Here is a 24,493-nt window from a genome sequence, read left to right as displayed (position 1 = left end):
CCGATGCCGCGAACGCGCCTTTCACGGCCCAATCGCCACCCGGGAAGCCGGGCGCTGCGCGCCCGGCCCGCGAAGCGGGCAAGCTGACGCCGCGAAAGGTGCGTTGCCAGCACCAGTGATGCCGCGAAGGGCGCGTTACCGGCGCTCAATGCCGCGAACGCGCCTTTCGCAGTACCCGCCGATGCCGCGAACGCGCCTTTCACGGCCCAACCGCCACCCGGGAAGCCGGGCGCTGCGCGCCCGGCCCGCGAAGCGGGCTTCGCCCGCCCAAGCCGAGCGCAGCTCACCAAGGACCTGCCTGCCTGCCATCCCGTCGACCTGGCGAAGCCCGATCGCACCGGGTCAAGGGGGCCCGAAGCACGAACCAGCCCGATGCCCAAGCCGCCGGGCCCCCTTGACGCGGTGTGATAGCCCTCCGGGAGGTCGACGGGATGGCAGGCAGACAACGGACACCAGTCCTTGCCAAACCAGCCCCGTGCCCGACCCCCTGCCATCCCGGAGACCAGCCCGTCCGGCGAGGACCCCCCGGAGGGAAAAACCCACAACAAGGCCAACCACAAAACCCGGGACACAAACCGCTGACCTGCGAAAACCGAAAGAAAGCCGCAGCCCCAGTACATACGGGCAGCCCCCACCACTCCCGGGGGCACCCCGCTGTCCAGTCTACCGGCACCCACCGACAACCCGCGGGCCACAAGACCCACCTGTGGATAACCACAGCACCTGTGGACAGACCGCCCTACCCGCCCTGCCGGAACTTGTCCAGCACACGCCGATCCCGCTTGGTGGGCCGCCCCGCGCCACGATCACGCCGGGCGACGGGCACCAACGCCTCCGGCGGCGGCTTGGGGGTCTTGTCGATGAAACACATCGCCGCCTCCGGTGCGCCGACCCGTTTCTGGATCACCCGGGTCACCTCGACCACCTTGGTGATCCCGTGCGCACGCAACCGCACCTCGTCGCCGGCTGACACGCTGGTCGCGGCCTTGGCCGGCCGGTCGTTCACGCGCACGTGCCCGCCGCGGCAGGCGGCGGCCGCGTCCGAGCGGGTCTTCGTCAGCCGGACCGCCCACAGCCAGCGGTCCACTCGGGTGGACTCCACAGTCGTACATGATGACCGACCGCGTTCACCGGCCGTACACCTCGGGTGAGGAGACTGCCGCCATGTCACGGTTCCCCGCCATCGCCGCCGCCGCGCTCGCCGCGTTGCTCACCGTCCCGGCGACCGCATCGGCGGCGCCCCTCGACCGCCTCCACGCGCAGGCCGAGACCGCCCCGAACTTCGACGACGAGGTGGGGGGTGACGCCGACGCCGACGACCCCGCCATCTGGATCGACCACGAGCGACCGCAGGACAGCGTGGTGATCGGCACCCTCAAGAACGGCGGCCTCACGGTCGTCGACCTGCGTGGCAGGGAACTCCAGCACATCGCCACGGCACCCGGTGGCCGCTTCAACAACGTCGACGTCGTCGGCCGGTACGCCGTCGTCAGCGACCGCGGGCTCGACCACCTCCGCGTGTACGAGGTCGACCGCACGCTCGCCGACGTCACCACCTCCCACCCGCCGCTCGTCTTCAGCGCCGGCGCGGCCGAGGTCGAGGAGCAGCGCACCGCCTACGGCCTCACCACCTGGGCGGGTCCCGGCGGCACCCCGTGGGTGGTCGCCAGCAGACGGCACGAGACGAGCCTCGGCCTGTTCCGCCTCGTCCGGGCCGCGGACGGCGTCACCTACCGCAGGACGGCGCTGATCGACCTGCCGGGCACCTTCCGCGTCGGCGGCGGCACCTGGACGCCGTGCGCCGAGCCGGGGGAGCGGCCGCAGGTCGAGGGCATGGTCGTGGACCGCGTCGACGACGTCCTGTACGCGGCGCAGGAGGACGTCGGCATCTGGCGGATCCCCTTGTCCACCACGGGGTTCGGCACACCGGTGCTCGTCGACCGGGTGCGGAGCTTCGGGCAGCCCGCGCGCTACGACGAGGAGACCGAGGAGTGCGTGCCGACCGCACCGGCGCCCCCGCAAGCCGGCACGCACCTCACGGCCGACGCCGAGGGCCTGACGATCGCCTACCCGCGGCACGGCGGCCCGCGTGTCCTGCTCGCCTCCAGCCAGGGCGACAGCAGGTTCGCGCGTTACCGCATCACCCGGGACGGCCTGCGTCACGTCAGCGGGTTCGAGATCACCGACGGCCCGTCGATCGACGGCGTGCAGCACAGCGACGGCGCCGCCGTGACGACCACGCCGCTCGGCCGCCGGTACCCCAACGGGTTGCTGGTCGTGCACGACGGCGAGAACACCCCCGCCGAGGGCCGTACGAACACCAACTTCAAGCTCCTCGACGCCGGGCCGGCACTGAACTGGTGAGTCCCCCAACCGCGCGGGCGCGTGCTCCGAACACGGAGTGGAAACGGTGTCGTCGGTTCCGATGGTCCTTGCCGGACCAGGTCGGTAGCATCGCGCGCGCAGGTCGGGGAGACTTGGGGATTCAGCCGTGCTTCAGGGGATTGCCCGGCGTTTGTTCGGCACGCGGGGCCGCGTGCGTGACTCGGCGAGCTTCGGGGCCGCGTCGCTCGGGGTGCTGCTCATCGCAGGCGCCGTGCTCGGCACCGGCGTCGCGCGCACGGCGGTCGACGTGTCCGACGGGCTGACGTGGCTGCCGGACGACCCGCGTGGCGAGGTGGTCCAGGTGAACCCGGCCTCGGGCCGCCCGGAGGTCCGCCTGCGGGTCGCCGGTGGCGGCGCGCGGCTGGAGATCACGCAGAAGGACGGCGTGCTGGTCGTGCTCGACCGGCGCACCGGGCAGCTCACCGTGATCGACCTCGCGACGCTGCTCGCGAGCGGGCGGCGCCAGGTCCCGCCGGGGCAGGCCGGCAAGGTGCTCGTCGCGCAGGGCCGCGTCTACGTCGTGGACCGTGCGGCGGGCACGATCAGCAACGCCGATCCGGTGACGCTCGCCGACGTCGGCGAGCCGTGGCGGGCCGGGCGGCCGCTCGCGGACGTCGTGGTCGACGACGCCGCTGTCGTGTGGGCCGTCGACCACGACGGGCACCTGCACGCGCTCGAGTGGTCCGACGACGACCGGGCGTTCCGCGAGAAGTCCGACGAGACCGTGCGTGGCGCGGGCCCCGCGACCGTGCTCGTCCCGCACCGCTCCGGGGTCACGCTCTTCGGGCTCGACGACGGCGTCGTCGTCCAGGTCGGCACCGGGCAGGACGTCAGCGGCGCGACACCGCGCCTGCCGGGCGAGGTGCTCGCCGCCCAGAACAGCCCGTCCGGGCTCGTGCCCGCGGCCGTGCCGGACCAGGGCGCGGTCGTGCTCGTCACCGGCGAACGCGTGGTGCGGGTCGACGCGACCGCGCTCGGCTGCGCGCGGCCCGGCAGGCCGGTCGTGTTCCGCGACCGCGTGTACGTGCCGTGCCTCGGCGCCGGGAAGGTCGTCGTGCTGGACCGCGGCGGCAAGCGCGGCGCCAGGGACATCCCCGCCCCGGGTGGCGGCGACCCGCAGCTGGTGTTCGACGACGGGCGGCTGTTCATCAGCGGCCCGGGCGCCGAGCGCGGCGTGGTCGTCGACGCGGACGGCGCCACGAAGCCGGTCACCATCCGCAGCCCCGAACTGCCCGTCGTGAACCCGGACCGGCCGCCGATCCCGGAGGTGCCGTCGCCGCCGCGGCCGAGCCCGCGACCGGAGGAGCCGGCCCGGCCCGGGCGCGGTGACCAGCCCCGGCCGCCGAGCGCACCGGGCCCGGGCAGCACCACCGGCCCGTCCCAGCCGGGTGGCGGCGGGGGCGGCACGCCGAGCGCCCCGCCCGGGGTCACGGTCATGCTCGCCGAGCGCACCGCCACCGAACTGACCGCCACCGTCAGCTGGGGCACGCCGGCCGGCAACGGCTCCGCGATCACGTCGTACGCGGTCGTCGCGAGCGGCGACTTCACGGGCGGCAGCCAGTCGGCGCAGACCACCGACACGAGCGTGCGGCTCACGTTCCCCTGCGCGGGCACCACGTTCTGCGACAACGGCAGGCTCGACGTCGCCGTCACCGCGGCCAACCGGTCCGGGCGCGGCGCCGCCGGCACCGCCTCGTGGAACGTGCCGCCGCCGCAGCAACAGCCGCCTGCCCCGACCACCCAGCCGCCCGCCCCGACCACAACCACGAACCCGCCCGCACCACCCCCGGTAACCACGACGAACCCGCCCGCGCCGCCGCCCACGACGACGACACAGGAACCGCCACCGCCGCCATCGCCGTCGCTGCCGTCCGCGGGCGCGTCGATCATCGGCGGCGTCCTGGCCGGCGGGCGGCTGGACTACACCAGGACGATGGCGCTGAACCCGCCGAGTGACTGGGCGAACCACGACGGCCGCTGCGAGCTGGTCAACACGACGCAGGGCTACACGACCGCGATCGCCTGCTCGGCGACCGCCGCGGAGATCGCCGTGGAGGAGGGCAGCAACCGGCTCGTCGTGCGCGCGCACGCGAGCGACGGCCGGTCGGTGGACTCGGCGCCGAAGTCGGTGGCCGGGCCGCGCGAACCCACGTGCGGCAAGTACGCCTGCTTCAGCACCGGGAAGATCCTCGAGCTGTCGCCCGTCGAGCGGCCCGTCCGGTTCGGGCAGGCGGGCGCCGGACTCGGCCTGCTGGTCATCGCGGTGCTGCTGTACGCCAGGAGGAACGACTCATGACCGTGGTGACCGGCCAGGGCGTCGGCGAGCACGAGATCGCCAAGTTCGCGGTCCTGCACGGCCAGGTGGCGGACGCCGTGGAGACCGCGGTGCGCGGCAAGCGGGACGTGGTCGACCTGGTGCTGGTGGCGTTGTTCGCGGGCGGGCACGTGCTGCTCGAAGACGTGCCGGGCACCGGGAAGACCACGCTCGCCCGTGCCGTCGCCGGTGCGCTCGGCGGACTGTCGCGCCGGGTGCAGTTCACGCCCGACCTGCTGCCGTCGGACGTCACCGGCACGTCCGTGTACGACCCGCGCAGCGGCCAGGTCAGCTTCCGGCCCGGCCCGGTGTTCGCGAACGTCGTGCTGGCCGACGAGATCAACCGTGCCGCCGCGAAGACCCAGTCGGCGCTGCTCGAGGTGATGGAGGAACGCACCGTCACCGTGGACGGGGTCGCGCACGCCGTGCCGGAGCCGTTCCTCGTGGTGGCCACGCAGAACCCGATCGACCTCGACGGCACCTACCGCCTGCCGGAGGCGCAGCTGGACCGGTTCATGCTGCGCACCTCGATCGGCTACCCGGACCCCGCGCACGAGCTGGACGTGCTGCGGCCCGGCAGCAGCGCGGGCCGGGTCGCGCAGGTGCCGACCGTGACCAACCCGCAGACCGTCGCGGGCTACGGCAGGTTGCTCGCCGACCTGCACGTCGCGGAGCCGATCCTCGGCTACATCAGCGAACTGGGCACCGCGACGCGCACGGACCCCGCGCTGCGCCTGGGCGCCAGCACCCGCGGCCTGCGGGCGATGGTGCGGTGCGCGCAGGTGTACGCGGCCGCGCAGGGCAGGCACTTCGTGGTGCCGAGCGACATCCAGCGGCTCGCCGCGCCCGTGCTGGCGCACCGGCTGGTGCTCACCAGGGAGGCGCTGCTGGCGGGCACGACCACCGAGGACGTGCTGGCGGCGGTCGTCGAGCGCGTGCCGGTGCCGCGGCCGTCATGAGCGGGCGGGTGCGCCTCACCTGGCGTGGCGGCGGGGCACTGGTGCTCGGGCTGCTGCTCGCCGGGCTCGGGCTGTGGTGGCGGTATCCGGGCGTGGCCGGGCTCGGGCTCGCGCTCACCGTGCTGGTGGCCGCCGCGGTGGTGTCGGTGGTCGTGCCCGCACCGGTGCGGGCGGCGCGGTCCGTGCGGCCGAGGACCGTGCACCGGCTCGACGCGTGCACCGGGACCCTCGAACTGACCAGCACGGCGCGGCGGCTGCCGGTGCGGCTGGACGCCGTCGAGCCGGTCGGTGGCGAACGGGTGCCGGTGGCCGTGCCTGCGCTCGCCGCGGGGGAGAGCGGCACGGTCGAGTACCCGATCCCGACCGCGCGGCGCGGGGTCCTGCCGGTCGGGCCGCTCGAACTGCGCAGGCACGGGCTGGCCGGGCTCACCGAGTCCCGTGCCGTGCTCGGCGGCACCGTCGACGTCCGGGTCGTGCCGCGCGTGCTGCCGGTGCGGGGGCTGCCGTCCGGGGTGCGGCGCGGGCAGGTCGGCGCCGACGAACGGGTCGAGCGCGGCGGCACCGACCTGGTCGGCCTGCGCGAGTACGTCCCGGGCGACGACCTGCGCAGGTTGCACTGGGCCACCAGCGCGCGCACCGGCACGCTCATGATCCGCGAGGACGCCGACCCGGCGCGCCCGCACCTCGCCGTGCTGCTCGACGACCGGGTGGCGAGCCACCCGGACGCCGACGGGTTCGAGGACGCGGTCGAGGTGGCGGCGTCGCTGCTCGGCACCGCGGCCGGGGCGGGGCACCCGGCGCGGCTGCTGGCCGCCTCCGGTGCGGTCGACCTGGAGGTGGAGGGGGACACCGACCACGTGCTCGCCGCGCTCGCGGACATCGCGCCGGCGGACGGCACCGGCGCGTTGTCGGTGCCCGCGCGGGACCTCGACGTGGTGGCGGTGGTCTCCGGACCGGGCGCGGAGCAGGCGCCGCTGCTGCTCGAGGCGGGACGGGCGTCGGCCGGGGTGGTCCTGGTGGTGGACCGGTCCGCCGAGGCGCCGTCGGTCGCCGCCGTCGGGACGGTGCTGGTGCTGACCGGGCCGCGCGCCGAGGACGTGCTGTCGCTGTGGGACACGGTGGTGGTGCGGTGACGGCCGGGGCGAGGACGCGCTTTCCCTGTGCGACAGGGCGGTGGCCGCGGTGATCGCTCGTGCCGGGTGGTCCGCCGTCGTGCTCGGGGTCGGGGCCGTGCAGTTGGCCGCGGGCTGGGCTGGGGTGGTCGCGGCCATCGTGTTCGTCGCCGCCGTCGTGGGCACCTTCGGCGTCGTGCTCGGGGCGCGTGCCCTGGGGGTGCCCGCCGGGCTCACCGTGCTCGTGGTGCTGACCGCGGCCGTCGTCGGCGCCTACTACGCGGCTCCCGCGCCCGGGCCGCTCGACGCCGTGCTCGACTCGGTGCCCCGCCTGCTCACCGCGCCCCGGCCCGCGCCGCCGACCGCCGGCCTGCTCGTGCCGGGTGTGCTGCTCGTCGTCGCCGTCGCGCTCGTCAGCGCCATGACCCTCGCCCGCGCGGCGCTGGTCGTGCCCGCCGTGGGTGGCGCCGTCCTGTACGTCGCCGCCGCGCTCCTCACCGCCGGGCAGGCCGACCCGCACGGGCTCGGCGCGGTCGCCCTCCTCGCCGTGATCGCCGTCGGGTGGGTCGTGGTCGACCGCCCCGCCGCGCTGTCCGCCGCGCTCGTCGTCGGGCTGGCCGCCGTCGCCGCGGTGGCGACGCTCCTGCCCGCCCGCGCGCCCTTCGAGCCGAGAACTCTCGTCACACCACCGGTGAGCGACCTGCCCGTGTCGAGCCCGCTGCCGCGGCTCGCGTCCTGGGCGGCGCGGGGCGACACCGAGCTCTTCCGCGTGCGCGGCGCGGAGACGCCGACCCGGCTCGTCGCGCTGACCGACTACACCGGCGCCACCTGGCAGGCGTCCTCCCTGTACGGGCCGCTCGGCACGGTCGCCCCGCCGCTGCTGCCCGACGGCGCCCGCCGTGCCCAGACCGAGGTCGAGGTCACCATCGGCGACCTGGCGGTCCCGTGGCTGCCCACCACCGGCAGGCCGGTCGCCACCAGCGCCGACGACGCGGTCGTCGACCCGGACTCCGGGTCGATGGTCCTGCCCTCGGGGGCGGGCAGGGGCTTCACCTACACCGTGACGTCCACAGTGGACGCCCCGGCGGACGGGGACCTCCTCGCGGCCGGCGTGCCGGACGCCGCGACCGCGCGCCGCTACCTCGCGCTGCCCGGCCTGCCGTACTCGCTCGCCGAGTACGCGCGGCGGGCCGTCGCCGACGCGCGCACCCCGTTCGAGAAGGCGGTCGCGATCGAGGAGGTCGTGCGCGCAGGCCGGCACCCGGACGCGGAGGCGCCGGTCGGGTCGTCGTACGCGCGGCTCGAGACGTTCCTGTTCGGCGCGCCGGGCACGTCCGGGGCGGCGGCGGGGACGGCGGAGCAGTTCGCGTCGGCCTTCGCGGTGCTCGCGCGTGCCGTCGGGTTGCCGACGCGGCTCGTGGTCGGCTTCCACCCGGTGGCACCCGGGCCCGACGGGGTGTCGGTGGTCCGGGCGCGGGACGCGACCGCGTGGCCCGAGGTGTACTTCTCGGGCTGGGGCTGGGTGCCGTTCGACCCGGTCTCCGGCACCGACGACGGTCCCGGCACCGCGTCCCGGCGCGAGGTGATCAACCGCCTCGCGACGCCTGCCTCCACACCGTCCACACCGGACACCACCGGACCGCCGCTGCCGACCGCGGACGAGCCCGACGCCGCGGCGGCGGCACCGGAACCCGTCCGCCGGCCGTGGTTCCTGCTCGTGGCCGGGGTGCCGATCCTCGTCGTGGCGTTCCTGGGGACGTTGCGCGCCGGGCGGCGGTTCCGGCTGCGGCGGGCGGGTGCCGCGGGGGCGTGGGCGTACGTGCTGGACACTCTGCTCCTGGCCGGGCGGACACCCGCGCGGCACCGGCCGGCGCCGGAGATCGCCGCGGACCTCGCCGTCCCGGGCGCCGACGGGCTCGCGGCGCTGGCCGACCGCGCCGCGTTCGCGCCGGAGCGGCCGCCGGGACCGGCGGCGTGGCCGCTGGCGCGGCAGGTGCGTGCCGAGCTGCGCCGCCGGATTCCCTGGTACCGCAGGGTGTTCTGGGCCGTGGACCCCCGGCCGTTGTGGCGGCGCTAGCGGTCGGTGCAGCGCCGCTCCGACACGCCCCGGTCGGTGGCCGGGTCGTCCAGGCCGATGGCGAGGACCACGAAGCAGTAGCGGTCCGCGGCCGGGTCGAGCCCCTCGACGGTGTGGGTCGTCGTGCCGGACGGCAGCTGCACGAGCGCCTGCCCTTGTTCTCCGGTCGCGTCCACGACCACGAACTCCGCACCCCCGTCGGTCGGGTCGGTCCACGTGAGCGTGACGCTGTCGCCCCGGTCCGCCAGCGGCCGCAGCACCGGGGCGAACGCCGGGTCGCTGCCGGTCACCGGGGCGCTCGCCGTCGGCGGAGTCGTCGGGGTGGTCGTCGGGGTGGTCGTTGTGGTGGTCGTTGTGGTGGTCGCCGTGGTGGCGGGCGTCGTGGTGGTCGCCGGTGGCCGGGCACCCGTCTCGTCGCGTCCACTGAGGACGGTCGCGGCCACGCCGGCCGTCACGCCCGCGACCACCGCCGCGATCCCGAGCACCAGGCCCGTCCTGCCCTTCCGCCGCGGCGCGGGCTCGTCCGCCGGCGCGGACGGCGCGACGGCGGGCGGCGGCACGACGGCGGGCGGCGCGTCGGGGAGCCGCACGGTCAGCCCGGCCAGCTCGCTGCCCGGGCCCGCCACCGTGAGGTCGCGCGACGTCGGGTCCTCGTCGTCGGGCGGGATCTCCGGCAGCGGCGCCGCCGGCCGGGGCCCGAAGTCGGGCAGTTCGGCGACCGGCACCGACGGCGTCCAGCCCCGCGTCCCGGTCTCGACCGCCGACAGCGCCGCCCGCAGTGCCGCCGCGTCCGGGAAACGGTCCTCGCGGCGCTTGCTCAGGCAGCGCGTCAGGATCGCGGCCAGCTCGGGCGGGACGTCGGCGCGGCGCAGCGGCCGCGGGTCGGCCGTCCGCACGCGGGCCAGGTACGACAGCATCGTGTCGTCGTCCGTCGCGAACGGCGGGGCGCCGTCGAGCAGCGTGAACAGCGTGGACCCGAGCGACCACAGGTCGTCGGCGGGGGACGGCTCCGCGCCGTCGAGCATCTGCGGCGCCGCGTGCCAGTAGCTCACCAGCTGCAGCGACGAGGTCATCGCCCCGTCGGCCATGCGCGCGATGCCGAAGTCGGCGAGCACGTAGGAGGTCGGCAGCACGAGGATGTTCTGCGGCTTCACGTCGCGGTGCAGGTAGCCCTGCGCGTGGGCGAACGCGAGCGCGTCGGCGACCGCGATCCCGGCCGCGACCACGTCGCCGGCCGGCAGCGGCCCGTGTGCCCGCAGCCGGTCCTGCAGCGAGCCCCGGTCGTGGTACTCCATCACGATGCAGGGCCGCCCGTCCGGCGTCGTGCCGGTGTCGATGACCGTGACGATGTGCGGGTGCTGGCGGCCGAGCCGCACGGTGATCTCCAGCTCGCGCCGGAACCGCGCGAGCCGCGCCGGGTCCTCGACGTTGATCACCTTGACGGCGACGAACCGGTCCAGCCCGTCCTGCCGGGCGCGGTAGACGGTGCCCTCGCCGCCCTCGGCGACGAGCCGGAAGTCGCTGTACCCCGGCAGCCGGGGGCCGGGGGTGGTCGGATCGCCGGGTTTCGGCGCCCAGGCACGGAGTTCGGCGTCCGGGTCGGTCACCTGCGCAGTCTAGTGTCGCGAGGGCTGTGGTGGCGTGACAGCATGTCGTTCCGTGCTTCCTGATCTTTCCGCCGACCTCTGCGCTCGGCTGCGTGACGCGTTCCTGACGGCCGGGTACACCGCGGACGGGGTCGTCGTGGCCCTCGGCCCGCAGGCGCACGCCGCGCTCGGCCGGGGCGAGCCGGAGCCCGCGCGGCGGGCGAGCCGGGACGCGGGCGACCTCGGCACCCTCATCCGCCTGTTCCTGCTCGGCGACGCCGAGCCCGAGCAGGCGATCCGGTCCGCCCTGGGCCCGGTCGACCTGGCCGACGCGGTCGCGAACGAGGTGCTCACGGCGGACGGGCGGGCCGGGCTGGACATCCGGCCGTACGAGCAGAACTGGTGGGTGGTCGCGGACCTCGACGCCGACCAGCGCGGCGGGGCCGTGCGGGAGGACCACGTGCTCGGCGTCGGGCACGCGTCGATCAGCCTCGCCCGCGCCACCGCCCGCAGGCCCGTCGGCACGCTGCTCGACGTGGGCACCGGGTGCGGCGTCCAGGCGCTGCACGCGAGCACCCACGCGGAACGGATCACCGCCACCGACCTGTCCGGCCGGGCGCTCGCGCTGGCCCGCGGCACGTTCCTGCTCAACGAGCTGGACGTGGAGCTGCTGGCCGGGCCGTGGTTCGACCCGGTGGCGGGCAGGCGGTTCGACCAGGTCGTGTGCAACCCGCCGTTCGTCGTCGGGCCCGCGCGCGTGGACTACACCTACCGCGACTCCGGTCTCGCGGGCGACGGCGCCAGCGAACTGGTCGTGCGGACCATGCCCGCGCTGCTCGCGGAGGGCGGCGTCGGGCAGCTGCTCGCGTCGTGGCTGCACCGCGCGGGCCAGGACTGGGCGGAGCGGGTCACGTCGTGGCTGCCGCCGGGCGTGGACGCGTGGTTCGTGCAGCGGGACGTCGCCGACCCGGGGCTGTACGTCGGCACGTGGCTGCGGGACGCGGGCATCGACCCGCGGTCGGCGGAGGGCAGGGAGAAGGCGTCCGCGTGGCTGGACTGGTTCGCGGACAACGACGTCGAGGGCGTCGGCTTCGGGTACGTGACGCTGCGCCGCGCGGACGTCGCCGACCCCGAGGTCGTGTGCGAGGACCTGCGGCACCACTACGACGACCCGCTCGGCCCGGAGTCGGCGCGGTGGCTGGACAACGTGGCGTGGCTGCGCGCGCACGGCGACGCGCTCGCGGAGACGCGGTTCACCGTGCCGCCGACGGTCGTGCTGGAGGAGGTCTCGTCCCCGGGGGACGAGGGCTGGGAACCGGTCGTGCGGCGGCTGCACCGGATGGACGGGCCGGGCTGGCAGCACGAGATCGACGAGCCGACCGCGAAGCTCCTCGCGGGGTGCCGCGGTGCGCTGCCGTTGTCGGATCTGCTGGCACTGCTGGAGATCGCCTACGACGGCATCGACACCGGGGCGGCACTGCCGATCGTCCGCGACCTCGTCCGCCACGGGATGCTCGTGCCCGCGTAGCCGCCGGGCTTGCCATAGTCAGGTGATCTGTATATAAAGATCACCATGCCCAATGCTCCGTTGCGGGAGCCGACCTTCCTGATCCTCACGGCGCTCGCGGCCCGGCCCCAGCACGGGTACGGGATCCTGCGCGACGTCGAGGAGATCTCGGAAGGACGCGTGTCCCTGCAGGCAGGCACCCTCTACGCCGCGCTGGACCGGCTCAGCTCCGACGGGTGGGTGGACGTCGACCGCGAGGAGGTCGTGGACGGCCGCCTCCGCCGCTACTACCGGCTGACCGAACCGGGCGCGGCACGGCTCGCCGCCGAGGTGGAACGGCTGCAGGCGCACACGCGTGCCGCGCGGCAACGCCTGCGTGCGCGGCTGTCCGGAGGCACCGCATGAACCTGGCCGACCGGTACCGCAGGCTCCTGCGGTGGTACCCGCGTGACCACCGGGAGCGGCACGGCGAGGAGATGCTGGGGGTGCTCCTCGCCGGGGCGGGGGAGCGGACGCGCCCGACCCGCGCGGAAACCGCCGACCTGCTGCGGGGCGCGCTGCGCCTGCACGCCAGGCGGGTGGCGGGCGCGGGCGTCGACCACCGGGACGTGTTCGCGATCGTCAGCCTGCTCGGGCCGCTCATGATGCTGGCGGGCGCCGCGCCGGTGCTGGACCGGCTGGCCGCGTGGGTGCGCGTGGGCTCGCGGACGATGGCGAGCCCGGACGCACCGTTCTGGGCCGTCTGGTTCGTGGTGGCGGTGCTGACCCTGTTCCGCATGCGGCGCTCGGCGGCGGTGGGCGCGTGGATCGGGTCGTTCGGCCTGCTGCCCGGTCCCCTCCTCGGGCGGGCCTCGTTCTACGACGAGGTGCTCGTCAACGCGGGCTGGCTGCTGCTGGGCGTGCTGGTCGCGGCGGCGTTGACGTTCTCGCCGGGTCCGGACCGCGGCGGGGAACTGGTGCCGGGCAGGCGTGTCGTGCTGCTCGCCGCGGCGGTCGCGGTGGGCGTCGTGCTGGTGGTGGGGTCGCTCGGCACCTACAACGTGCTCCACCACGGGACCGGTGGCGTCCGGATGGTGATCTGGTGTGTCGCGCTGGCGGTGCTGGTCGCCGGCGCTCTCGTCGCCGCGGGCCCGCGGACCCGGGAAGGGCGCCGGGCCGCGCTGGTGCTCGCCGTGCCCGTCGTGGTGACGCTGCTGATGCTGGTGATGCCGAGGAGCGCGGACTTCGTGGTGGGCGCGGTGGTGTGCTACGGCGTGCCGGTCGTCGTGCTCGTGGTGCTGGGCGGTCTGCCCCGGCGGACTGGAGGGATGGCGTGAGCGAACCGAAGGACCTGGCCGGCCGGTACCGCGGGCTGCTGGGGTGGTACCCGCGTGATCACCGGGAGCGGCACGGCGAGGAGATGCTGGGGGTGCTCCTCGCCGGGGCGGGCGACCGGACCCGGCCCAGTCGCGGGGAAACCGCCGACCTGCTGCTGGGTGCGCTGCGCCTGCACGCCAGGCGCGTGGTCGGCGCGGACGGCGGCATCGACCACCGGGACGTGCTGGCGATCGTCAGCCTGCTCGGGCCGGTCATGATGCTGGCCGGTGCCGCGGCGGTCGTGGACAAGGCCGCCACCGTGGTGCAGCTCGGCATGTGGGCGGCGTGGATCCACGACTTCACGCCTGCGCCGGTGTGGGCCACCTGGTTCGTGGTGGCGCTGCTGAGCCTGTTCCGCATGCGCCGCACCGCGGCCGTCGGCGCGTGGCTCGGCACGGCCGGGTTCCTGGTCGTGCCGTGGATCGACGACTTCTACTACATCTTCTACCTGGACACCGTCATCGCCGACGTGGGGTGGCTGCTGCTCGGCGCGGTGGTCGCCGCCGCGTTGACGTGGTCGCCGGGGCCCGCCCGCGGGTGGGAACTCGTGAGCGGCAGGCGGGTCGCCGTGCTCGCGGTGGCCGTCGTGGCGAGTGTCGTGCTGGTGATGAAGTCGCTCGACACGTGGGCGGTGCTGCGCTTCCCCGCCGTGATGGGGATGGAGGGGTACTGGCTGGAGCGGGTCGTGCCGTGGTTCCTCGCGTCGGCGGTGCTGGCCGTCGGCGCGTACGCGGCGGCCGGCGTCCGGACCCGCGAGGGCAGGCGGGCGGCACTGGTGCTCTGCGTGCCCGCGATGGCCTGCACGCTCATGTTCCTCCTGCCGCACGACGTGGGACACAAGGTGGCGCTGGCGGTGGGCGCCGGGGTGCCGCTGGCGCTGCTCGTGGTGTTCGCCGGCCTGCCACGGCGGCGTGCGCGGCTCACGGGAGGAACCGCGTGAACCTGACCGGCCGGCGCGGCTGATCAGCCAGGTCGGTGACCGCACGGTGCCGTCGGCGGGCACGGTGTGGTCGCGGGCAGTGCACCGCGCACCCGCGCGGGGAGCAGCGGGCCCGGGTCGGACGTGAAGGTGACCTGCCCGTCGCGCCGCAGGTGCAGGTAGCGGGCCTCGGTGGTGGTGTGGAAGGCCACCGGCTCCCGGCCTTCCGGGCGGATCGCGAACTGCCCCCTGGTGTGCGCGCCGTGGCAGATCCGGGCGACCGCGCTCGCGTCCGCGGGTTGCTCGCCGAGCGTGACCAGCCCGTCGGACAACGCCACCGGGTCGTCGTTCGCCACCGCGGCGGCCGTGTCCAGCGCGTCGGCGCGCACGCTCACCGACTCGATCCGGCCCGGCGGCGCGGCCCCGGCGAGCGCGGTCACCTCGTCGACCACCTCGTGCACCGGCACGGCGCGGAGCACGACCCGGTCGCCGTCCAGCACGGCGAGCACACCCCGGCCGCCGGCCACCGCGGCGCGGGCCCGGACGAGCCGCCCGGTCATCACGCGGGCGTCCACCGCCCACGTGCACCGGCGCAGCAGAGCCAGGTCCGCGGCGAGGGCGGCGCTCGGGCCGTGCCAGTCGGCGAGCCCGGCGGCGCGCAGCGCGTCGAACGCGGCGGTGACGGTGGCCCGGCGTTCCTCGTGGGTCCGGCCGGTGCTGGGGATGTCGAGCACCGGCGGCAACGGGCCGAGGCCGAGCCGGTCCCAGCACACCTCGAACTCCACAGTGGACAGTTCGGTCACGGCTGCCCGCCCGGCACCGGGATGGCGGCGAGGTGCACGCGGGACGCGGACTCCAGCAGGTACAGCTGCCGGTCCGCCTCGTCCTCCGCGGCCCGGCGGCGCAGCACCCGCTCGTCGACGTCGGTCTGGACGTCGAACAGGTACGCGATGCGGCCGTCGGCGCGGTCGACGCCGTCGCGGGGCGGCGCGGCACGGGGCATCGCGTACCTGGCGCGTTTCACCGCCTCGAGCTGCGCCCCGAGCTGCGTGGCGGCCACCATCGCGGACACCGCCGTGGTCCCGGCCGTGCCGAGCCACCTCCCGCCGAGCCGGGTGACGACCGCGCGCAGCCGCGTCTCGCTCGCCACGAGCTCGCGGCCCAGCGCGCGCAGCGCGTCCTGCGCCGCCACCAGGGTCCGCGTGCCGCCGTCCCGCGCGGCCCAGGCGATCTTCTCCTCGAGCGGGTACCCCTCGTACCGGTGGTAGCCGACGCCGGTCCCGGGCGCGGTCCCGGTCGTGCCCGGCGACCGCCCGCCCGTGCCCGCGACGGCGCGCAGCTCCTCGACGTACTGGCGTGCCCGCCCGAGGTACGAGCCGTCGCCGTCGGTGAGCCGCCGGTTCAGCGCGGCGGCGAAGTCCGCGCTCGCGGGGTCGCCGAGCGCGGGTTCGGTGACCATCCTGGCGGCGAGCTCGCGCAGCCGTGCCGCCATCCGGTCCGCCTCCCCGGCGAACGCGGCGCCGATCTCCTGCGCGTTCTCGCGGTGCGTGCGCAACGTGTCCTCCACCCGGCACACGATGCCGCCGCGAGGTGAGACAAGGCTGGGAGGAATCTTGTATCCGCAGGTCAGCGCGCGAGCTTGCGCTGCACGGCGGTCATCTCCCTGGTGCGGCGCTGCGCGCGGTACAGGTCGAGCGCCTGCCGCCAGGCCGTGGCCGCGCCGGCCGGGCTGCCCGTGGCGTCGAGGACGTCACCGAGGTTGTCGAGCGTGTTCGCCTCCTCGTAGGCGTTCCCGATCCGGCGGAACACGGCCAGCGCGGCCCGGTAGTGGCCCGCGGCCTCGCCGAACCGGCCCGCCTGCCGCGCGACGAAGCCGAGGCTGTCGAGCGCGCAGCTCTCGCCGTCGTGGTCGCCGTGCGCGCGGTGCATGGCGACCGCCTGCTCGCAGTGCGCGCGTGCGCGGTCGAACTCGCCGAGGTGCGCGTGGTACCAGCCGACGGTGTTGAGCGCGTTCGCCACCCGTGCGGGCAGCGCGAGCTCCCGGTACAGCCGCAGCACGTGTTCCGCGTGCTCGAGCGCCTTGCGGTGGTCGCCGTGCCGCGCCCACGTCCACGCGTACACGTCGTGCGCCCGCGCCCGCTCCATGCGGTCGTCGGTCGCGGCGAGCGCCTGGTCCAGGTGCGACAGCGCGGCGGCGTGCTGCTCGGCCCGCGCGAACGCCTGCCCGAGCCTGCGGTGCGCGCGGGCCCGGATCGTGCGCTCACCGAGCCGTTCCGCCGCGGCGAGCCCGATCCGCCACGTGGCGACGTGGTGCAGCAGGTGCCCGGACCGCCACAGGTACCCGTCGAGCACCCACGCGAACTGCCACGCCGGGGTGTGCCAGCCGCGCGCGGCGACGGCCTCCTGCACGGCGAGGAGCACGGCCAGCTCACGGTCGAACCACTCCTTCGCGCTGGCCCGGCCCTCGGGCCGGTCGACCGGTTCGGCGCCCGGGTCCGGCTCGGGTTCCAGCGGCTGGTGGTGCGGGTTCAGCTCGCGGTCGGCGTGGTGGGCGGTCGCCAGGTACAGGCCGGCGAGCCTGCGCAGCGCGCCGGGCGGCGCGGACTCGGCGGCGTGGAGCCGGGTCAGGTCGTGCATGCGGTACCGGCCGGGCACGTGCCTGCGCACCAGGTGCGCGCGTTCCAGCTCCCGCAGGGCCGCGGCGGTGGGCGCCTCCGCGAGTGCCGCCAGCGCGGCGGTGCCGATGTCCGGACCGGGCACCGCGCCGAGCAGCCCGTACAGCCGGGCCGCGGCCGGGGAGAGCGCGCGGCTGGACGTGGTGAGCACGGCCCGCAGGTCCGCCGTCAGCTCACCGGTGGCGAGCGCGTCGAGCCGGGTCGCCGCGTCCCGCAGCTCGTCCGCGAGCACCGCGAGCGGGAAGGCCGGGTGGGCGGCGGCCCGCGCGCCGACGACGCTGAGCGCGAGCGGCAGCCCGGCGCACGCCGCGAGCAGCCCCGCGACGGGGCCGGGTTCGGCGGCGACCCGGTCCGCGCCGACGTGCCCGGCGAGCACGTCCCTCGCCTCCGACTCGGTCAGCACGTCCAGCTCGACGGTCGTCGCGCCGTGCGCCGCGGCGAGTCCGGTCAGCCGGTTGCGGCCGGTGACCAGCACCGCGCACGTGCCGGTGCCGGGCAGCAGCGGCAGCACCTGCGCGCTGTCGCGGGCGTCGTCGAGGACGATCAGCATCCGCCTGCCCGCGAGCAGGCTGCGGTACCGCGCGGCCATCGCGTCCTCGCCCGCGGGCAGCGCGCCGGGTTCGACACCGAGCGCGTCGAGCAACGCGGCCAGCGCCGTGGCGGGGGCGACCGGCTCGCCCGCGGGCGCGAACCCGCGCAGGTCGACGTACAGCTGGCCGTGGGGGAAGCGGTCGGCGTTGCGGTGCGCCCAGGTCAGCGCCAGCCACGTCTTGCCGACCCCGCCCGCGCCGGTGACCGCGACGACGTGCGCCAGGCTGTCGGCGGCGAGCGCCTTGTCCAGCTGCGCGAGGTCCGCGGCACGCCCGGTGAACAGCGGCGGCCGGGCGGGCAGCTGACGCGGCACGGGCACCGCGGCGGTGGTGGCGAGCGCGGGGTCGGCGGCCAGGATCCGCCGGTGCAGCTCCCGCAGCGGCGCACCGGGATCGACCCCCAGCTCCTCGACGAGCCGGTCGCGGGTCAGCTGGAAGCGGGCGAGCGCGTCGGCCTGCCGCCCGTCCCGGTACAGCGCGAGCATCAGCTGACAGGCGAGCCGCTCGTCCAGGGGGTGCGCCTCGGCCAGCGCGGACAGCGTCGACACCAGCTCGCCGTGCCTGCCCGCGCGCAGGCCGGCGTCGGCACGGTCCAGCTCGGCGGCGAGCCGTTCGCGGTCGAGCCCGCGCCGCACGTCGTCGAGCCACGGGGTGGCGACGCCGGGCAGCGCGTCGCCCTGCCACAGCCGCAGCGCCTCGTCCAGCAGGGGGAGCGGGTCGGTCGTGCCGCGGGCGGCGGCGACCAGCCCGCGGAAGCGGTGCAGGTCGACGGCATCGGGGTCGACGGTCAGCACGTACCCGCCGGGCCCGCGCCCGATCGCGACCCCCGGCACACCGGCGAGCGTCTGCCGCAGCCGGTGCAGGTAGCCGTGGAGGGTGTTCCGCGCGGTCTGCGGCGGGTGCTCGCCCCACACCCGGTCGATCAGCTGGTCCGCGGGCACCACCTGGTTCGCGTCGACGAGCAGGATCGCGAGCACGCTCAGCTGCCGCGCGTGACCGAGGTCGACGGGGACGCCGTCCACCCGCAGCTCGACCGCCCCCAGCAACCGGAACTCGACGGGCATTCGGCTCCTTCGTTCCGTTTCCCCCTTGGTATCCGGTGCGCCGCGGGCCTCGCAACCGGCCCGTTCCCGGGATTCAAGATTTCCACAAGAACGCCTTCACACCCGGTGAGGAGCGTGGACGCGGGCGGTGGCGTCTCTGGGGGTGGCGCCACCGCCCTGCTTCACTGGCGCGGCGGCTCGATCAGGTCCGCGGCCAGGTGCACCGCGGCGAGCGCGGCCGCGTCACCGGTGCGGTCGTAGGACTCGATCGCGGTGTCGGCGAACTTGAGGACGTGCTCGTCGCGGTGGTCGGCGGCCCGGTCCAGCAGCGTGCCCGCCGGGTCGCCGGTGTTCAGCAGCGCGGCCGGGCGGTCGGCGGGCGGGCCGGCGTAGGTGACGGTGATCGCCGCCGCTGCGGCCCACGCGGCCACCAGGCTCGCCCGCCACACCGTCTTCGGCAGCACCGGCAGGCAGTGCAGGACCGCGTTCGGCGCGGTCGCCGTGTGCACGAGCAGCACCGGCGAGTGCCGGCCGACGCGCAGGTACCGCACGGTCGCCGCGTCGACGAGGGTCGCGAGTGCCGTGGGCACGTCGTCGTCCGCGGTGGGCACCGGCATGGCGGCGACGGCGGCGGGCCACTCGGGCATCGCCGCCAGGCGGGTCAGGCGGTGGGCGATGAACCCGCTGCGGTCCGGCAGTTCCGGCAGCGCCGCCAGCGCCTCGGCGGCACCGGCCGCCGCCGCGCCCGCGCCGTCGACGGGCACCGGCCGCCACCGGCCCGCCCAGAACGCGAGCCCGTTCGCCAGCTCGTCCAGTGCCTGCGGGCTGGTGGCGGTGGTCAGGGTGCGGACCGCGTGCCCGACGCGGATGACGCCGTGCGTGGAACCGGCGGCGATGCCCGGCAGCAGCCGCGGCCACCACGTGGCGAGCACGTCCCGCCACGGCGCGGCCCGCAGCTCCGCCCGGAAGTACGCCGTCCAGTCGGGCATCCGCCGGGCGTCGCCGAGGGCGGCGCGCCAGTCGGTGATGCGCTCCGACGGCGTCGGCAGGTCGGCCAGCCTGCGCACGTAGCCGTCGAGCCACCGGTCGACGTCCACGGGCAGGCCGCGGCGCACCATCACCTCGGCCGCCATCGGGCCGTGGTTGGTCAGCCCGTGGTTGCCCTCCTCGTCGCCGCCGAACTCGGGGCCGTGGTCGTGCAGCCGTTCGTAGGCCGCCAGCAGCGTCTCGCTCATGGCGCCGACGATCGCACCGGGCCCGGCCGCTGGTCGACGATTAGGCACAGGACTAATCTCCGGGCGTGATCGAGCTGGAGTTCACCCCGGCCGACTACCGGCGGATCCGGTTCGCGTTCTCACCCGTCGCCGAGGCCGTCACGAGCCTGCGCGCGCTGTCGGCGGGCCGCCGCAACGGCGTGCACGGCCCGTGGCTCGCGACCGTCGGCGCCCGGCTCGACGACGTGGACATGGCACTGCTGACCGCCGTCGTCCGCCCCGCGGGCTACGTGCCGGACTTCCTGCTGCCCACCCCGGAAGGCCGCACCGGCGACCTCGACACCGGCCTCGCCCGGATCGCCGCCACCGACCTCGCCGTCGTGACGCACGAGCTGGCCCACCTCGCCCAGCACCCGGTCGCGCAGCAGGGGCCGGCCGCCGCGCAGCGGGCGGAGCTGATGCGGGACCTGCTCGCCGACCCCGCCCGCGCCGTCGAGCGGATCGTCACCGCGCTGCGGCGCTACTGGCACGCCGCGATCGCCCCGCACTGGCCGCGGATCCACGCCCTCCTGCGGGACGACCTCACTCACCGGCTCGACGAGCTGGCGGCGGGTGGCGTCGCGGGGCTCTTCGCCACCCTGCACCCGTCGGTCGCGATGCGCGGTGACCTGCTGACGATCGTCAAGTACTACGACGGCCGCGCACGGCTGCGGGAACGCGGGCTGCTGCTGGTGCCGTGCGCGTTCGTGTGGCCGGACGTGCTGGTGAGCACCGCCGACCCGCGGCCGAGCCTCACGTACTCGCCGCGCGGGCTCGGGCGGCTGTGGGAGTCGGCGCCGGACGTCTCCGAGTCGCCGCTCGCCGGGGTCGTCGGCCGCACCAGGGCCGCGATCCTCGCGCTGCTGGAGCTGCCGATGTCCACGACGCAGCTCGCCGCCCAGCTCGCGCTCGCCGCGCCGACGCTCAACGCGCACCTGAAGTCGTTGCAGGGCGCGGGCATCGTCACCGCGCGCCGGGACGGGCGCGCCGTGCTGTACCGGCGCACCACGCTCGGCGACCACCTCGTGAGCGGCGGCGAGCCGGGACGCTGGGCGGCGGGCGCGGTTGGCGAGCCCGCCGGTGGCCGATAGCTTGTCCGGCATGGAGCCCTCGGTGGAGAAGCCCGCGCTGTCCCGCGTGTACAACGGAGCCGTCGGCGGCGCCAGCACCACGGCCATCGACCGCGGGCTGCTGCAGCGGGTGTTCGAGCTGATGCCGGGCTACCGGTACTTCGCCATGGCGAACCTGGCCTTCGCGCGCCAGGCGGTCGCGGACTTCGTCGACGCGGGCGTCACGCAGGTCCTCGACCTCGGCTGCGGCATGCTGACCCCGCAGTCGAGCCACCTGGTCGCCCAGGCGAAGGACCCTGGCGCCCGCGTCGTGTACGTCGACATCGACCCGGTCACGGTGGAGCACGTCCGGGCGGGCATCGAGGGCACGCGGCACGTCGGCGTGTTCCAGGCGGACGTCAGCGCGGTCGACGAGGTGCTCGACCACCCGGTGACCCGCGCGGTCCTCGACCTCGACCGGCCCGTCGGCGTCCTCGCCGCCGCCGTGCTGCACTGCCTGCCCGACGACGCGGCGGTCCCGCCCGCGGAGGTGCTGCGCCGCTACCACGCCCGCCTCGCCTCCGGCAGCCGCGTCGCGGCCACCCACGCGAGCGGCGACACGCTCGACCCGTCGGTCGTCGCCGAGGCGGTCGGCCTGTTCCGGCAGGCGGGCATCACCGTGCTCAGCCGCACCGCCGACGAGTTCCGCGCGCTCTTCGGCCCGTGGCGCCTCCGCGAGCCGGGTCTGCGCCCGCTGCGGTGGACCGTCGAGTCCGGCGACGAGATCGACGCCCTCGCCTACAGCGCCGTCGCGGAGAAGTAGCCGCGGACCGCGCTGCTGTGGGCGGATCCGCTCACAGCAGCACCGGCGGCGGGCGAGGCCCGTAGCGCGGCATCGTCGGAGTCATGACGAACGACAACGGGGCACCGCTGTTCGACCACCGGCTGCGGGAGCGGTTCTTCAGCCAGCGCGTGCTGGTGCTCGACGGCGTGCTCGACGACGACAACGGGACGGTGCTCGCGACGCAGCTGCTGTCGCTCGCGAGCGAGGACCCCAAGAAGGACATCGCGCTGTGGATCCACTCGCCGGGTGGGTCGGTGCCGTCGATGCTGGCGATCCGGGACGTGATGCGGCTCGTGCCGTGTGACGTGTCGACGCTCGCGCTGGGACTCGCCTGCAGCGCGGGGCAGTTCCTGCTGTCCGCGGGCACGCCGGGCAAGCGGTTCGCGCTGCCGCACGCCAGGATCCTGATGCACCAGGGCTCGTCGGGCATCGGCGGGTCCGCGGTCGAGGTGGAGGTGCAGGCCGACGACCTGCGCCACACCAGGGACACCGTGCTCGGCCTCATCGCGGAGGACACCGGGCAGCCCGTGGACCGGATCTTCGCCGACTCGCTGCACGACCGCTGGTTCACCGCGGAGCAGGCGCGGGAGTACGGCTTCATCGACCACATCGTCGCGAGCCTCGGCCAGGTCGTGCCGGTGCGCACACACGAACTGGGGTTGTCGGCATGAGCACCTACACCATTCCCAACGTGATCTCCCGCGTCCCGGGCGGCGAGCGGATCATGGACGTCTACTCGCACCTGCTGACGTCCCGGATCGTCTACCTCGGCACGCCGATCGACTCCGGGGTGGCGAACGCGCTGATCGCGCAGCTGCTGCACCTGGAGGCGGACAACCCGGAACAGCAGATCGACCTGTACATCAACTCCGAGGGGGGTGACCCGTCGGCGGCGCTGGCCCTGTACGACACGATGCGGTACATCAAGGCGCCGGTCGCGACCACGTGCGTCGGCCAGGCGGTGGCGTCGGCGGCGGTGCTGCTGGCGGCGGGCGAGCCGGGGCGCCGTGCCGTGCTGCCGCACACGCGGGTGGTGCTGCACCAGCCCGCCGCGCAGGGCCGCGGCACCATCCCCGACCTCATCCTCCAGGCGGACGAGGTCGTGCGGGTGCGCAACCAGCTCGAGGAGATCCTGTCCGCGCACACCGGCCGCAGCACGGCCGACCTGCGCCACGACACCGACCGCGACCGCGTGTTCGACGCCGTGGACGCCGTGGCCTACGGGCTCGCCGACCACGTGCTGGACCAGCGACCCTGATCAGGCGGCGAGCAACACCGGACCGGAGGGACGTGCGGTGGCGACGCGGAGCCGCCGCACGTCGCTCGCCACACCGATCAGCAGGTCGGCGAGGTCCAGGCCCAGCGCCCCGGCCACCGCCGCGATCATCTCGCTCGACGGTTCCTTGCGGCCGCGTTCGATCTCGGACAGGTACTGCGGGGAGATGCCTGCCTTCTCGGCTGTGTCGACGAGGCGTTCGCCTTGTTGTTCGCGAGTGGTGCGCAGGCGGGGTCCCAGCACGTCCCGCCAGAGGGGATCGGGTTGCCGGCCCGGTTCTCGTTCCTGTGCACGGTCCCGGTCGGGATTCCGGTCGGGTTTCCGGTGGAAGGGGAGGATGTCCGCCATGGGGCCATCCTGACATCGGCGGGCGACGTGGGCGCAGTGGTTACGCTCCGGGCAGAACGGTTGTGGACAACCCCGCTCGCGGCGGCCGGTCTCGTCGGTGGTGACTTGTAGGCTGAGCGCCGGGGGCCGGCGGCCGTCGCTTGTGGACGGTCGCGCCGGGCTGTGGATGGTTTCGTTGCCGGGGCGCGGTGTTGTCGGTGATGGCCGCTAGGCTGGATGTCGGGGGGCCGGAGGCCGTCGCTTGTGGACAACTCGGGTCTTGGCGGCTGGTCTTGTCGGTGGTCGCCGGTACGCTGGGTTTCGGGGGGCCGGAGGCCAGGGTTGATCTTGCTGGCCTCTGGTTGGGCTGGCGTTGGCGCGGCTTGGGTTCGGGCGCTGCTCGGGTTTGGCCGCTGCTTGGGTTCGGGGTGTGTTTGCGGTGCGGCTTGGGTAGGTCCCGGGGTTCTCCGTTCCGGGGTGTTCGGTGGTGGCGGCGGATTGTGCGGGCGGCGCACTCACGCGTCAAGGGCGCCTTCGGCGTCCGGCTTCGCCGGATTGCTGCGCAACCCTTGACCCGCGAGCCTCCGCCACCCTAAGCCAGGCCCTCACGGGCAGGCTGGCGCCTGCCCGCCTCTCTGCCCGCCGCCACCACCGAACCAATACCGGGGTATCCCGTTCGTGCGGCTTCTCGACGGAGTGGGGTGGCGCCTTCGGCGCCGGGCGGCTTCGCCGCCCTCGCCACGGGAATGGGCTTTTTGTTCCGTTCGTGCGCCGACGTGAACGCACCGCATCGCCGTTGCTACTGCACGCGCACCTCTCGTGACAAATTCTTGACAGTGTCGCGTGGACGGCCTAACGGCACCGTGAACGGGCCGATCATCCTCACATCACCTCGGATGGGGGCGACTCGACATGGTGAGTTTTCGGGAGCCGGCGAGCATCAGCTACCAGCGGCGGTACGGGATCGACCCGGTGCTGGAACCCCTCGGTGCGCCGCGGGCACGAGGGGCGAACGCCTACGTCATCGCGTGCGGCATGGGCTCCAAGGTGGTGTTCATCCGCTGGTACGGCAGGGACGTGGAGGAGGCGCGGCAGACGTTCCGCGTGTGGCTCGGCCAGACCTGGCAGACACTGACCACCGACTTCACCGGGCAGGGCGTGCAGAACGGGATGGACTTCAAACCGGGACGCATCGAGTGGTTCAACATCACCGACTGACGG

General features: G+C 75.2%; 22 protein-coding genes. 14 read left to right on the top strand and 8 right to left on the bottom strand.

Translation table 11 applies throughout. The annotated features are described in order from the left end of the window. Positions 1–203 (bottom strand): hypothetical protein (locus tag ACYQ77_RS26915; RefSeq protein WP_459716077.1); only part of this gene is annotated, 203 nt, incomplete at its 3' end. Between the two features lie 536 nt (positions 204–739). Beyond that, positions 740–1,102 (bottom strand): RNA-binding S4 domain-containing protein, encoded by a 363-nt coding sequence (locus ACYQ77_RS26910; protein ID WP_459716075.1) that lies wholly within the window; start codon positions 1,100–1,102, stop codon positions 740–742. 62 nt (positions 1,103–1,164) lie between these two features. On the opposite strand from ACYQ77_RS26910, the gene ACYQ77_RS26905 reads away from it, so the two are divergent. The 5 genes from ACYQ77_RS26905 to ACYQ77_RS26885 all read left to right on the top strand — a co-directional run bounded on the left by ACYQ77_RS26905 (position 1,165) and on the right by ACYQ77_RS26885 (position 8,847). Next, positions 1,165–2,364, top strand: a complete 1,200-nt coding sequence (locus tag ACYQ77_RS26905) for a phytase (protein WP_459716074.1) — start codon at positions 1,165–1,167, stop codon at positions 2,362–2,364. A 172-nt stretch (positions 2,365–2,536) separates the two neighbouring features. After that, on the top strand, positions 2,537–4,681 hold the full coding sequence (locus ACYQ77_RS26900; protein WP_459716072.1) for a hypothetical protein: 2,145 nt from the start codon (positions 2,537–2,539) through the stop codon (positions 4,679–4,681). Next, entirely contained in the window at positions 4,678–5,658 is a 981-nt protein-coding gene (locus ACYQ77_RS26895; RefSeq protein ID WP_459716070.1) for an AAA family ATPase, read from the top strand. The genes ACYQ77_RS26900 and ACYQ77_RS26895 overlap by 4 nt, the downstream gene beginning before the upstream one ends. Then, positions 5,655–6,791, top strand: a complete 1,137-nt coding sequence (locus ACYQ77_RS26890; RefSeq protein ID WP_459716069.1) for a DUF58 domain-containing protein — start codon at positions 5,655–5,657, stop codon at positions 6,789–6,791. The genes ACYQ77_RS26895 and ACYQ77_RS26890 overlap by 4 nt, the downstream gene beginning before the upstream one ends. Positions 6,792–6,840: 49 nt before the next feature. Next, entirely contained in the window at positions 6,841–8,847 is a 2,007-nt protein-coding gene (locus ACYQ77_RS26885) for a transglutaminase family protein (protein WP_459716067.1), read from the top strand. Here ACYQ77_RS26885 and ACYQ77_RS26880 read toward each other — a convergent pair. Beyond that, complete coding sequence (locus ACYQ77_RS26880) at positions 8,844–10,454, bottom strand: protein kinase domain-containing protein (RefSeq protein WP_459716066.1); 1,611 nt, start codon at positions 10,452–10,454, stop codon at positions 8,844–8,846. The genes ACYQ77_RS26885 and ACYQ77_RS26880 overlap by 4 nt on opposite strands. Positions 10,455–10,506: 52 nt before the next feature. On the opposite strand from ACYQ77_RS26880, the gene ACYQ77_RS26875 reads away from it, so the two are divergent. Genes ACYQ77_RS26875 through ACYQ77_RS26860 form a run of 4 tightly spaced genes read left to right on the top strand, consistent with a single transcriptional unit; the run spans position 10,507 to position 14,236 of the window. Then, positions 10,507–11,961, top strand: a complete 1,455-nt coding sequence (locus ACYQ77_RS26875; RefSeq protein WP_459716064.1) for a DUF7782 domain-containing protein — start codon at positions 10,507–10,509, stop codon at positions 11,959–11,961. Positions 11,962–12,006: 45 nt separating this feature from the next. Next, positions 12,007–12,345 carry a PadR family transcriptional regulator gene (locus ACYQ77_RS26870; protein ID WP_459716062.1) on the top strand — a complete coding sequence of 113 codons (339 nt, stop codon included), beginning with the start codon at positions 12,007–12,009 and terminating at the stop codon, positions 12,343–12,345. Then, on the top strand, positions 12,342–13,256 hold the full coding sequence (locus tag ACYQ77_RS26865; RefSeq protein ID WP_459716060.1) for a hypothetical protein: 915 nt from the start codon (positions 12,342–12,344) through the stop codon (positions 13,254–13,256). The genes ACYQ77_RS26870 and ACYQ77_RS26865 overlap by 4 nt, the downstream gene beginning before the upstream one ends. Next, on the top strand, positions 13,253–14,236 hold the full coding sequence (locus tag ACYQ77_RS26860) for a hypothetical protein (protein ID WP_459716058.1): 984 nt from the start codon (positions 13,253–13,255) through the stop codon (positions 14,234–14,236). The genes ACYQ77_RS26865 and ACYQ77_RS26860 overlap by 4 nt, the downstream gene beginning before the upstream one ends. A 23-nt stretch (positions 14,237–14,259) precedes the next feature. Here the strand turns inward: ACYQ77_RS26860 and ACYQ77_RS26855 are convergent, their stop codons facing one another. The 4 genes from ACYQ77_RS26855 to ACYQ77_RS26840 all read right to left on the bottom strand — a co-directional run bounded on the left by ACYQ77_RS26855 (position 14,260) and on the right by ACYQ77_RS26840 (position 19,758). Further along, positions 14,260–15,018 carry an ESX secretion-associated protein EspG gene (locus tag ACYQ77_RS26855; RefSeq protein WP_459716057.1) on the bottom strand — a complete coding sequence of 253 codons (759 nt, stop codon included), beginning with the start codon at positions 15,016–15,018 and terminating at the stop codon, positions 14,260–14,262. Then, the gene (locus ACYQ77_RS26850; protein ID WP_459716055.1) at positions 15,015–15,782 is read right to left on the bottom strand and encodes a hypothetical protein; all 768 of its coding nucleotides are present in this window, start codon (positions 15,780–15,782) and stop codon (positions 15,015–15,017) included. Before ACYQ77_RS26850 ends, ACYQ77_RS26855 begins: the two co-directional genes overlap by 4 nt. A gap of 59 nt (positions 15,783–15,841) precedes the next feature. Beyond that, positions 15,842–18,544: an AfsR/SARP family transcriptional regulator gene (locus ACYQ77_RS26845; RefSeq protein ID WP_459716054.1), complete on the bottom strand. Its 2,703-nt coding sequence runs from the start codon at positions 18,542–18,544 to the stop codon at positions 15,842–15,844. 161 nt (positions 18,545–18,705) lie between these two features. After that, on the bottom strand, positions 18,706–19,758 hold the full coding sequence (locus ACYQ77_RS26840; RefSeq protein ID WP_459716052.1) for a hypothetical protein: 1,053 nt from the start codon (positions 19,756–19,758) through the stop codon (positions 18,706–18,708). A 65-nt stretch (positions 19,759–19,823) separates the two neighbouring features. Between ACYQ77_RS26840 and ACYQ77_RS26835 the strand changes: the two genes are divergently transcribed. The 4 genes from ACYQ77_RS26835 (at position 19,824) to ACYQ77_RS26820 (ending at position 22,927) form a co-directional block, all read left to right on the top strand. Further along, a complete protein-coding gene (locus ACYQ77_RS26835; RefSeq protein ID WP_459716050.1) occupies positions 19,824–20,867 on the top strand; it encodes an ArsR/SmtB family transcription factor in 1,044 nt (347 codons plus the stop codon). Positions 20,868–20,877: 10 nt separating this feature from the next. After that, complete coding sequence (locus tag ACYQ77_RS26830) at positions 20,878–21,648, top strand: SAM-dependent methyltransferase (protein WP_459716048.1); 771 nt, start codon at positions 20,878–20,880, stop codon at positions 21,646–21,648. A gap of 83 nt (positions 21,649–21,731) precedes the next feature. After that, positions 21,732–22,340, top strand: coding sequence for a ClpP family protease (locus ACYQ77_RS26825; RefSeq protein ID WP_459716046.1), 609 nt, complete (start codon positions 21,732–21,734; stop codon positions 22,338–22,340). Further along, complete coding sequence (locus ACYQ77_RS26820) at positions 22,337–22,927, top strand: ClpP family protease (protein WP_459716044.1); 591 nt, start codon at positions 22,337–22,339, stop codon at positions 22,925–22,927. Before ACYQ77_RS26825 ends, ACYQ77_RS26820 begins: the two co-directional genes overlap by 4 nt. Here ACYQ77_RS26820 and ACYQ77_RS26815 read toward each other — a convergent pair whose 3' ends face one another. Continuing rightward, the gene (locus ACYQ77_RS26815; protein WP_459716041.1) at positions 22,928–23,293 is read right to left on the bottom strand and encodes a helix-turn-helix domain-containing protein; all 366 of its coding nucleotides are present in this window, start codon (positions 23,291–23,293) and stop codon (positions 22,928–22,930) included. Between the two features lie 891 nt (positions 23,294–24,184). Here ACYQ77_RS26815 and ACYQ77_RS26810 point away from each other — a divergent pair. Continuing rightward, a complete protein-coding gene (locus ACYQ77_RS26810; protein ID WP_459716040.1) occupies positions 24,185–24,490 on the top strand; it encodes a hypothetical protein in 306 nt (101 codons plus the stop codon). The last annotated feature ends 3 nt before the right edge of the window (positions 24,491–24,493 follow it).

The organism is Actinophytocola sp. KF-1 (assembly GCF_054661535.1).
The sequence above is the reverse complement of the archived record's forward strand: the minus strand, read 5'-3'. Positions and strand labels throughout refer to the sequence as shown.